We start from the raw sequence: 11,030 nt of genomic DNA, 5'->3' as shown, positions 1-11,030 counted from the left end.
TGGGTGAGGCGTGAATAAGAGAAAACCCAATCAGAGCTGGTAACAAAAGGCGGTGCAGCATAAGAACTTCCCTGGAGTATGCGGTGACATGCTCCTCTATATTGTTCGATCAGGCCATTTCAATAACAGCATCGACCAGCTTATTGATACCTGATGCCGCTTCGGAGATCGACTCTGCCAGCATATAGGCTGGGGTTGTCACGACTCTTTTCTCGGTATCGATGACCATTTCATCCACAGGGCAAATCTGGTGTTGTCCACCCATAGCTTCAATCGCTGCCGCAGTGTCAGTATCGGTACCGATCGTGCATTGTGTGCCTTCGCCAAACAGTAATGGAGTCATTGCAGGAGCGATACAGATCAGGCCCACTGGTTTGCCTGCCTTGTGAATTTCCTGCGTGAAACTGGCAACGATTTCATTCACTTCACACTGTGCGCCATTGACAGCAAAATCGCACAGGTTTTTCGCTGCACCAAAGCCTCCTGGAATAATCAGCGCATCGTAATCAGCTGCGTTCGCCGTGGACAGATCCAGAACATCACCCCGTGCCAGGCGTGCGGCTTCAACCAGAACATTGCGGCTTTCGCCCTCAGCAACGTCGCCGTTAAGGTGATTGATGACGTGCAGCTGTTCGATATCAGGTGCCATACACTGGTACTGAGCGTTGTTCTGTTCGATACGTAATAGGGTCAGTACCGATTCGTATATTTCTGATCCATCAAATACACCACAACCTGAGAGAATAACGGCGATTTTTTTCATACTGAGATCCTTTTCCGTAAACAGAACATATGAATGCTGGCGTTAAGAACGTTGCTGAGGCGTATCAACTAACAGTTCCCGCAGTCTTTGGGCGACAATAAGCTAACTATCAAGCAACAGATTACGTTAAGATTTGTGCAAATACTACGCGCTTTTAGTGGCCTTTCGGATGAGTCCGGGAGCGAATTCTACTGGGCGTAACACCGTTATTCATTGCGTCTGGTCAGGTTGTTGAATGAACAACCATCTTATCAGATCGCGATGTCATATTACTGTCATGATTTTCGAGTCCAATCTCGTGCGAAAGAAGGATGTTGCCCGTGGCCTTTAACAATAGCCAGCGTTTCTACCCTGAGACCCGTATGCGCCGCATGCGAGCTGATGATTTCTCCCGTCGACTGATGCGGGAAAATACACTGACACCGGATGACCTGATCTATCCTATGTTTGTGATTGAAGGGCAGAATGAAACAGAGGTTGTACCTTCAATGCCGGGTGTCGTGCGAATGAGCATCGACCTGCTGGTAAAAGAAGCGAAAGAGTTAGTGTCTTTGGGTGTACCGGCGATTGCACTTTTTCCGGTGACGCCACTGGATGTAAAAACTGAATTTGCAGAAGAAGCTTACAACCCGGATGGGTTGGCACAGCGTGCGGTTAAAGCGCTGAAAGATGCCTGCCCGGAACTGGGTGTCATGACGGATGTGGCATTGGACCCGTTCACCACACATGGGCAGGACGGCATTATCGACGTGAACGGTTACGTGCTGAATGACCGTACTGTGGATACATTGGTACTGCAGGCACTGTCTCACGCTCAGGCGGGTGCTGATGTGGTTGCGCCAAGTGACATGATGGATGGCCGTATTGGTGCAATACGCAATGAGCTGGAAAGCAATGCCCATGTGAATACCCGAATCATGGCGTATTCTGCTAAGTATGCAAGTGCTTACTACGGTCCTTTCCGTGATGCCGTGGGTTCTGCGGGGAATCTGGGTAAAGGTAACAAGTTTGGTTACCAGATGGATCCTGCCAACAGCGACGAAGCGTTGCACGAAGTAGCGATGGATCTGGCTGAAGGTGCAGACATGGTGATGGTGAAGCCGGGTATGCCGTATCTGGATATCGTGCGCCGGGTTAAAGACGAACTGTCTGCGCCGACTTTTGTGTATCAGGTCAGCGGTGAATACGCGATGCATATGGCCGCGTTCCAGAACGGCTGGCTGGATGAAAAATCGGTCATGATGGAATCCCTGATGGCGTTTAAACGCGCAGGTGCTGATGGCATTCTCACCTACTTTGCCAAGCGTGCAGCACAATTGATGAATGAATAGGCAGTAGCCCGACTTCGAAGGGCTGCTGACCACTACAGGAGTAGAGAAGATGGTTGAAGAGACCGCTGTAGCGCAGAGTGAAGCGGCAGTAGCCCTGTTGGAAAGCCGGGAAAGTGTGCCGATTACGGATGAACCGGTGGAAGAGCCGCCGGTTGACCTTAAAGCGCCCGAGCTTTATATCAACCGTGAACTGAGCCACTTGCAGTTTAATATCCGCGTGCTGGAACAGGCGCTGGATGAGAAACATCCGTTGCTGGAACGTCTGATGTTCCTGCTGATTTTCTCCAGCAATCTGGATGAGTTTTTTGAAATTCGTGTCGCCGAGCAGCTGCATCAGCTCAAATACGGTCGCGAAGCGGTGGGTCCTGATGCGATGCATCCGGAGAAGATCATCAGCCGTATCGCGGAGATCTGTCATGCGCAGATCGAGCGTCAGTATCAGATTCTCAACGAAACTTTGTTCCCGGAGATGGAGAACGAAGGTATCCACTTCCTGCGTCGCCGCATCTGGACCGACAAGCAGCGTGAGTGGATCAGAACCTACTTCAACGACAATGTGGTACCCGTTATTAGTCCGGTAGGACTTGATCCTTCCCACCCGTTCCCGCGCTTGGTGAACAAAAGCCTGAACTTTATTGTTGAGCTGGATGGTAAGGATGCGTTTGGTCGCCAGACGGGTATGGCGATCATCCCCGCGCCACGTTCTTTGCCGCGCTTGGTGCGTTTGCCGGACGATATCTGTGAAGGCGAAGGTGATCACCTGATCTTTCTCTCTTCACTGATCCATGAGTTCGCGGATGATCTGTTCCCTGGCATGAAAGTGAAGGGTTGTTTTCAGTTCCGCATCACCCGAAATGCCGATCTGACCTTCGATTTCGAAGAGATTGAAGATCTGGCGAATACCCTGCGTGGTGAGCTGCATTCGCGTAAATATGGTGATGCGGTGCGCCTTGAGGTGGATAACCGTACGCCAGAAGAGCTGATTCAGTTCCTGCAGCAGGAGTACACGCTGAACGAAAGCCAAACCTATCGCGTGAACGGGCCGGTTAACCTGACGCGTCTGATGGCTGTGCGTGATCTGGTCGAGCGGAACGACCTGCGCTGGAAACCGTTCTCACCGGGTATCCCGGGCAAAATCAAAGATCAGAAAGATATCTTTACCGCCCTGAAACAGAGTGATCAGCTGTTACTGCATCCGTTCCAGTCGTTCATTCCGGTGGTGGATCTGCTGCGTCAGTCAGCGACAGATCCGAACGTCGTCGCGATCAAACAAACCCTTTATCGGACCGGTGTTAAATCCGATATCGTAAATGCGCTGGTGGAAGCCGCGCGTAGCGGTAAGGAAGTCACCGTCGTGATCGAGCTACGGGCACGTTTTGATGAAGAGAGTAACCTGCATCTGGCCAGTCGCCTGCAGGAAGCGGGTTGTCTGGTTGTATACGGCGTGGTGGGCTACAAATGTCATGCCAAAGCGATGCTGATTGTGCGTCAGGAAAACGGCAAGCTGGTGCGCTATTCCCATCTGGGCACGGGTAACTACCACTCCGGTACCGCGCGATTGTATAGTGACTACAGCTTCCTCACTGCCGATCATGAAGTGGGTGAAGATGTTCATAAAATCTTCCAGCAGCTGACCGGTATGGGCAAAATTCAGAAGCTTAAAAAGCTCTACAATGCACCGTTTACCCTACATGCGAAAATGCTGGAAATGATCCAGCGTGAGACACGCTTGGCCAAATCCGGTAAACCGGGCCATATCATGGTGAAAGTGAATGGTCTTACCGAGCCGAAGATGATTCGTGCTCTGTATGAAGCCTCCCGTGCGGGTGTCAAAGTCGACCTGATCATCCGCGGCATGTGTCGTCTGCGTCCGAGAATTCCTGAGTTATCAGAGAATATCCGTGTACGCTCCATCATCGGGCGTTTTCTTGAACACACCCGCGTTTGTTATTTTGCCAACAACGGTAAGCCTGAAGTGTTTGCTGCCAGCGCTGACTGGATGGAACGCAACATGCTTAACCGGGTAGAAACCGGATTTCAACTGTTTGGAAAAAATGCCGATCGTATGAAAAAGGAGTTGGATTACTACATGATGGATAACTGCCAGAGCTGGGAGCTGCATGCGGATGGTAGTTACACCCAGAATCATCCGGCAGAAGGGGAGGAGCGTTTCTCTGCGCAGGACCGGTTGATGGATGATTTTGCTCGATAAATACTCGTAGATCTTCTACTGCGGCGGCTATTGTTTATAGTTGCCGTGGCTTCTCTCCTGACTTTCTCCATAGCTCAATTCGCCATAGATATTTTACAAATACGGATGTGTTGTGATGACGCTTCCCCCTCGCAGAGTGTGATTCCGCTCTATGCTTAAAGCTTGGAACTATCCATGTGTTATAAGCATAAGCCGTCTAAATGTTAACCAATTGCGCTTTTAGTAAATATCCGGCAAAATTGATCTCTTTTATTTCTTATGCGAAATAAGTGTTTCTAATCCTGCGCGGGCGACCCCCGGCAGTTGACCGCCACCGACGTACAAACAAGTGCGCCAAACATGGCTTAGGAATCAGAATATGATCAACCAGCAATCTGCACTTGAGCTTGTTGATATACATAAATCGTATGGTGATATTGAGGTCCTGAAAGGGGTATCTCTGACCGCCAACGAGGGTGACGTTGTCTCCATTCTGGGCTCCAGTGGCTCGGGCAAGAGTACCCTCCTGCGTTGTATTAACATGCTTGAGCGTCCAAATCAGGGACAGATCCGCGTTGGCGGAGAAGAGCTGGCCCTAAAAACTGCCAAAGACGGCGCGCTGGTGGCTGCCAATCGCAAACAGCTGGAGCAAATGCGTTCCCGCATCGGCTTTGTGTTTCAGCAGTTCAATCTGTGGCCGCATAAAACCATCCTGCAAAACATCATTGAAGCGCCGGTTCAGGTGCTGAAACAGCCCAAAGACCAAGCCGTTGTGCGTGCTCAGGAACTGCTGCGCAAAGTCGGCCTGCTGGACAAGCAAGATGCTTATCCGGGTAATTTGTCGGGTGGTCAGCAACAGCGTGTTGCTATCGCTCGTACATTGGCGATGGATCCTCAGCTGCTACTCTTTGATGAACCGACTTCCGCACTGGATCCAGAACTGGTCAATGAGGTGCTGAGTGTTATGCGTGAGCTGGCCGAAGAAGGGCGCACGATGCTGATCGTGACGCACGAGATGCGTTTTGCCCGTGATGTCTCGTCACAAGTGATTTTCCTGCATCAGGGACAGGTTGAGGAGAGCGGTACAGCGGAACAGCTGTTCGACGCACCGAAATCTGCCCGTGTGCAGGATTTCATGGCCAGCCACCAGTAAAAAAATCAAACAACAATAAACTCAATAGAGAGAACCTAGAGATGAAACTTCATAAGCTGATTGGCGCAGTAGCGCTTATGGCAGGCTCCCTGGTGATGGGAACCCAGGCTATCGCCGGTGATAAACTGCGCATCGCAACCGAAGGTGCATATGCACCGTTCAACATGGTGAACGCTCAAGGCGAGCTGGAAGGCTTCGATGTTGATATTGCGCGTGCACTTTGTGCAGAAATGAAGGCTGATTGTGAAATCGTGGCTCAGGACTGGGACGGTATTATTCCGGGTCTGCGTGCGCGTAAATATGATGCTATCGTCGCCTCTATGTCTATCACGCCTGAGCGTCAGCGTGTTGTTGAGTTTACCGAACGTTACTACTCCAACGTTCTGGCATTTGTTGCGGGCAAAGATCAGGCAGCAGATACCTCTGAAGCGGCTCTGAAAGGTAAAACCATCGGTGCACAGCGTGCAACTATCGCGGGTCAGTACCTGGAAGACAATCTGGGTGACATCGTTGATGTGAAACTGTATGACACTCAGGACAACGCTTATCTGGATCTGACCTCCGGTCGTCTGGATCTGCTGCTGTCCGATAAGTTTCCAGCGTACGATTGGTTGAATACTGACGCGGGTAACGCATTTGAGTTTAAAGGCGACGATATCGATATCAACGATGAGATCGGCATCGCACTGCGTAAAGGCTCTAAATGGCGTACCCGTATCAACGATGCACTGAAAGCGATCGTTGAGAATGGCACTTACGAGAAGATCAACGCGAAGTACTTCCCGTTCTCCATCTACTGATCTGACTGCGGGGATGGTTTGGCTGTCCCCGCCACTATCCGGTTGAATACATGGATCTGCAAGGATTTGGGCACCTCCTGATTTCAGGCGCATGGGTCACGGTACAGCTGGCATTGGCCAGTCTGGTCGTTGGTCTGATGTTTGGTCTGATGGGTGCTGCCGCTAAACTTTCCCCATTTCGTGTCCTGCGTGGCATGGCAACGTTCTATACCACGGTTGTGCGCGGTATCCCTGAACTGTTGCTGGTGTTGACCCTCTACTTTGGTGGCTCGCAGCTGCTGATGTGGTTTATGGGGTTTTTCGGCTACGAAGAATATATCGAAATCAGCCCCTTCATCGCCGGGGTTGGCGCGCTGTCGATCGCTTTTGGTGCTTATGCCACCGAGGTGTTCCGTATGGCGATGCTGGCTATTCCGAAAGGGCAGTGGGAGTCGGCTTATGCGTTTGGCATGAGTCCATTGCAGACATTCTTCCGGATTATCCTGCCACAGCTCTGGCGTCTGGCAATTCCCGGACTGGGTAACCTGTTTCAGGTGCTGCTGAAAGATACCGCGCTGGTATCGGTGGTGGGTCTGAACGATCTTATGCGACAGGCGTATGTGGCTTCTGGCTCGACCAAAGAACCGTTCACTTTTTATATGGCAGCGGCCTGTATCTATCTGGGGCTGACCGTGCTGGCGACGTTGACCACCCAGTGGCTGGAGCGTCGTGCTGATCCGGCTGGCAAAGGAGCGCGCATATGACTTGGGAATGGGGTGTTATCCTGCAATATTTACCCCGCCTTCTGGACGGTGCATGGCTCACACTTGAGCTGGTGCTGGTATCCGGCCTGATGGGGTTGTCGCTGGCTGTTCCGCTGGCGCTGGCGCGTTCATCCGAGAACTTCTGGATTCGTGTCCTGCCATTTTGCTATATCTTCTTCTTCCGTGGCACACCGTTACTGGTGCAGATCTTCCTGATCTACTATGGCGCATCACAGTTTGAAGCAGTGAAAGAGTCTGTGCTCTGGGTTGTTCTGAAAGAACCGTACTGGTGTGCGATTATTGCCTTTACCCTGAATACGGCTGCATACAGTGCCGAGTTGTTCCGTGGGGCCATTCAGGCAATCCCTAAGGGTGAGCTTGAAGCAGCACAGGCGATGGGTATGAGCCGTCCGTTGATGATCCGCCGAGTGGTATTACCACGTGCGTTTGGTATTGCTCTGCCGGCTTATGGTAACGAGATGGTGTTAATGCTGAAAGGCAGTGCGCTGGCATCGACCATTACACTGCTGGATCTGACGGGTATGGCTCGTACGATCATTGCACGTACCTATACGCCGCTGGAGATGTTTATGGCGGCGGGGATGGTGTATCTGGTTATCGGTGCAGTGATGATCGGTATATTCCGTTTGCTGGAATACCGCTTTAACCGTTACCAGTACTACAAACACACACCGCTGCCTGCGACACTCGACCCACAACTGCGCGACGAGCATCTGGATCGTTAATCTTTGGGCTTAAGTACCGAAAGGTAACCTTCCCGATACGTTGGATAGCGGAAGTTGTAACCGGTTGCTCTCAGTAGCCGGTTACTGCATTGCTTACTTCCCGTGCGGCGACCTGCAGTACGATCGATAATATCCACTTCCAGCTTCTCTGCCAGCCATGCTGATACTTCATGCAATGGTGCTGGTTCGTCATCGGTTGCCAGATAGACGCGGGCAAGCGGATATCCATTCAGGCTGCGTTTGACCAGATGGGCGAGCACATCGGCGCAATCATCCCGATGAATTCGATTGCTGAACAACACAGGCTCTGCGGGTGCGCTGCGACCACTGCGCGCTTGATTGATCAAATGATTCCGTCCCGGGCCATAGATGCCACTGAAGCGCACAATCGTTGCCGGGATTTTGCTGTGCAGAGCGATGTGCTCCGCTTCCAACATAATCTGGCCGGAGAAACTGGTGGGTTGTGTTGGACTTGTTTCATCGACCCAGCCGTTGTCGTTTTGGTGATAGACCGACGTGCTGGATGTAAAGAACAGGTGTTGTGGAGATTCCGGTAGGCCAGCCAGTAAGTTTTTCAGCCCTTCGCAGTATGCCCGGCGATATCCCTCTTCATCATGGCTCGAAGCCGCAACGGCATACACTACAATGGTAGTTGCAGGCAGATCACGAAGTGTCTCAGGATTACCGAGGTCTGCTGCAATACCCTGGATGCCGTCGGGTAACTGGTTGATATTGCGACGAAGGCCATATACCTCCAGACCCTGATCTAGTAAGTTAAGTCCAAGTTGGCAACCAACATCGCCACATCCGGCGATTAGAACTGACTGCTTCGGCATCACTCTCTCCATATGGTGTGTGCAGGCATAATAGCAAAGGAAGTCTCAGGATGACCCTCACTGAATTGCGTTATATCGTGACCCTCGCCCGAGAGCAACACTTTGGCCGTGCGGCCGAACGTTGCTTCGTTAGTCAGCCTACGCTGTCGATCGCGGTGAAAAAGCTGGAAGAGGAGTTGGGTATACCGCTGTTTGAGCGCAGCAAGAACTCCGTACAAGTCACCCCGGTGGGCGACAAAATTGTGCAGCAGGCGCAGCGTGTTCTGGAGCAGGCGGAAACCATCAAAGACCTGGCGCATGAGGGTAAAGATCAACTCAAAAGTCCCCTGCGCATTGGTGCGATCTATACGATTGGGCCTTACCTGTTTCCCCATCTGGTGCCGGAGGTGCAGTCCTTAGCACCGCAGATGCCGCTCTATATTGAAGAGAACTTTACCGAAACACTGCGACTGAAAATCCGTAACGGTGATCTGGATGCGATTATCATCGCTATGCCATTTCAGGAGCCGGATGTGCTGACACGTGAGCTTTATGATGAAAACTTCGAAATGCTCCTGCCTGCCGAACACCCATGGGCTTCGAATAAAGAGGTCGACAGCAGCAAGCTATCTGAAACGCAGCTGTTATTGCTGGGTGAAGGCCACTGTTTCCGGGATCAGGTGTTAGAAGCCTGCCCCACCCTGAATCAGTCGATGCACGAGCAGCATACAGTGATGGAAGGTAGTTCGCTGGAAACGATACGTATGATGGTTGCGTCCGGCTTAGGCGCCAGTGTATTGCCGTCCTCAGCCGTTAAAAATACCCACTACCGTTCCGATATGGTGGTGACGCGTCCATTTAAAGCGCCGGGGCCGATGCGCACCGTGGCGGTTGCATGGCGTGCCAGCTTCCCCCGCCCTCAGGCGATTGATGTGCTGGTGCAGGCGATTAGTCGTTGTCGATTGTTGGGAGCCAGTGGTCGCTGATGTCCCAACCGCTCGCTGAAATACCGGTTACCGATCTTAAAGGCGTGGGGACCGCGCTGGCCCTGAAGCTTGAGCGTCTCGCCATTCATACCGTACAGGATCTGTTGTTTCATCTGCCGCTGCGATATCAGGATCGCACCCGAATCGTACCGATAGGGTCTTTGCGGCCGGGTGACGAATGTGTGGTGGAGGGTGAAGTCAAAGTTGCAGATGTGGTGCAGGGGCGTCGTCGTAGCCTGCTATGCCGTATTCAGGACGGTACCGGCACGCTGACGTTACGCTTTTTTCACTTTAACGCCGCGCAAAAAAATAGTCTCAAACCGGGTAGCCGTATCCGTTGTTTTGCCGAGGCTAGAACCGGCGCGGCCGGACTGGAGATGGTGCACCCGGAATATACCAAGCTCGATAGCGACAAGCTGACACCGGTGGCGGAAAACCTGACACCGGTCTACCCCACAACGGACGGATTACATCAAACGCGTCTGCGCAGTCTGGCGACTCAGGCGTTAACCTATCTGGATCGTCAGGGATTGCAGGAACTGTTACCGGACAACATCCGCCAGCAATGGCGATTGCCGGAGTTGAACGATGCCATCCGCTACTTGCACCATCCCCCGGCTGATGTTGATCAACCCTTGTTGCTGGATGGCAAACACCCTGCACAGCGCCGATTGGCGTTTGAGGAGCTGCTGGCCCACCATTTTTCGTTGCTTAAGCTGCGTGCAAAAACACGTGAACAGGGGGCTCCCGTGTTGCAGGCTAGCGGTCAGCTGACGCAACCGTTCTTACAGGGGCTTCCGTTCCCGCTGACCGGTGCACAGCAGCGAGTTGGTGCGGAGGTTGCGCAGGATCTGCAGCAGCCTTACCCGATGTTACGTTTGGTACAGGGTGATGTCGGTTCAGGTAAAACGGTGGTGGCAGCGTTAGCTGCGTTACAGTCGGTTGAAAGTGGTTTGCAAGCGGCGGTGATGGCGCCAACTGAGATCCTTGCGGAGCAGCACTTCAATAACTTTACCGCCTGGCTGGAACCGCTGGGCATTAAGGTTGCGTGGCTGGCCGGTAAGCTTAAGGGTAAGCAGCGGGAAGCCCAACTTGAAGCGATGCGTAACGGCGAGGCACGTGTTGTGGTTGGCACCCATGCACTGTTTCAGGAGGAGGTTGTGTTTCACGACCTTGGATTGGTGGTGGTCGATGAGCAACACCGCTTTGGTGTGCACCAGCGGTTGAGCCTGCGCGAAAAAGGCCGCAACGGTGAGTTATCTCCACACCAGCTGATTATGACGGCCACACCGATCCCTCGCACATTAACCATGAGCGCGTATGCCGATCTGGATTGTTCCATCATTGATGAACTGCCGCCGGGACGCACGCCGGTCGCAACGGTGGTCATCGGGGACGAACGCCGCCATCAGGTAATTGAACGGGTGCGCTCGGCCTGTCGTGATGGGCGTCAGGTGTACTGGGTCTGTACGCTAATCGAAGAGTCGGAAGCGTTGCAGTGT

At 52.5% G+C, this 11,030-nt stretch carries 10 protein-coding genes; 8 read left to right on the top strand and 2 right to left on the bottom strand.

Going from position 1 to position 11,030, the window contains the following annotated elements; translation table 11 throughout:
* Positions 1–109: 109 nt before the first annotated feature.
* The gene (elbB, locus tag ABYW01_RS05890; protein WP_372831572.1) at positions 110–763 is read right to left on the bottom strand and encodes an isoprenoid biosynthesis glyoxalase ElbB; all 654 of its coding nucleotides are present in this window, start codon (positions 761–763) and stop codon (positions 110–112) included.
* A 320-nt stretch (positions 764–1,083) separates the two neighbouring features.
* On the opposite strand from elbB, the gene hemB reads away from it, so the two are divergent.
* The 6 genes from hemB to ABYW01_RS05860 all read left to right on the top strand — a co-directional run bounded on the left by hemB (position 1,084) and on the right by ABYW01_RS05860 (position 7,727).
* Positions 1,084–2,094 carry a porphobilinogen synthase gene (gene hemB, locus ABYW01_RS05885; RefSeq protein ID WP_193951245.1) on the top strand — a complete coding sequence of 337 codons (1,011 nt, stop codon included), beginning with the start codon at positions 1,084–1,086 and terminating at the stop codon, positions 2,092–2,094.
* A gap of 49 nt (positions 2,095–2,143) precedes the next feature.
* A complete protein-coding gene (gene ppk1 / locus ABYW01_RS05880; protein WP_372831571.1) occupies positions 2,144–4,306 on the top strand; it encodes a polyphosphate kinase 1 in 2,163 nt (720 codons plus the stop codon).
* Between the two features lie 358 nt (positions 4,307–4,664).
* Positions 4,665–5,438 carry an ABC transporter ATP-binding protein gene (locus ABYW01_RS05875; RefSeq protein ID WP_372831570.1) on the top strand — a complete coding sequence of 258 codons (774 nt, stop codon included), beginning with the start codon at positions 4,665–4,667 and terminating at the stop codon, positions 5,436–5,438.
* A 41-nt stretch (positions 5,439–5,479) separates the two neighbouring features.
* Positions 5,480–6,238 carry an ABC transporter substrate-binding protein gene (locus ABYW01_RS05870; protein ID WP_372831569.1) on the top strand — a complete coding sequence of 253 codons (759 nt, stop codon included), beginning with the start codon at positions 5,480–5,482 and terminating at the stop codon, positions 6,236–6,238.
* Between the two features lie 50 nt (positions 6,239–6,288).
* Positions 6,289–6,981, top strand: a complete 693-nt coding sequence (locus ABYW01_RS05865) for an ABC transporter permease (RefSeq protein ID WP_372831568.1) — start codon at positions 6,289–6,291, stop codon at positions 6,979–6,981.
* Positions 6,978–7,727 carry an ABC transporter permease gene (locus tag ABYW01_RS05860; protein WP_372831567.1) on the top strand — a complete coding sequence of 250 codons (750 nt, stop codon included), beginning with the start codon at positions 6,978–6,980 and terminating at the stop codon, positions 7,725–7,727. The genes ABYW01_RS05865 and ABYW01_RS05860 overlap by 4 nt, the downstream gene beginning before the upstream one ends.
* Here ABYW01_RS05860 and ABYW01_RS05855 read toward each other — a convergent pair.
* A complete protein-coding gene (locus ABYW01_RS05855) occupies positions 7,724–8,563 on the bottom strand; it encodes an SDR family oxidoreductase (protein ID WP_372831566.1) in 840 nt (279 codons plus the stop codon). The two genes, ABYW01_RS05860 and ABYW01_RS05855, sit on opposite strands and share 4 nt — an antisense overlap.
* A 50-nt stretch (positions 8,564–8,613) precedes the next feature.
* Here ABYW01_RS05855 and ABYW01_RS05850 point away from each other — a divergent pair, with 50 nt between their 5' ends.
* Positions 8,614–9,528 carry a hydrogen peroxide-inducible genes activator gene (locus ABYW01_RS05850; protein WP_372831565.1) on the top strand — a complete coding sequence of 305 codons (915 nt, stop codon included), beginning with the start codon at positions 8,614–8,616 and terminating at the stop codon, positions 9,526–9,528.
* Positions 9,528–11,030: ATP-dependent DNA helicase RecG (locus ABYW01_RS05845; protein ID WP_372831564.1), on the top strand; the 1,503-nt coding region annotated here is incomplete at its 3' end. The genes ABYW01_RS05850 and ABYW01_RS05845, both read left to right, overlap by 1 nt.

This window comes from Pontibacterium sp. (assembly GCF_041587635.1).
Taxonomy (GTDB): domain Bacteria; phylum Pseudomonadota; class Gammaproteobacteria; order Pseudomonadales; family Balneatricaceae; genus Pontibacterium.
This window is presented reverse-complemented; position numbering and strand designations above follow the sequence as displayed.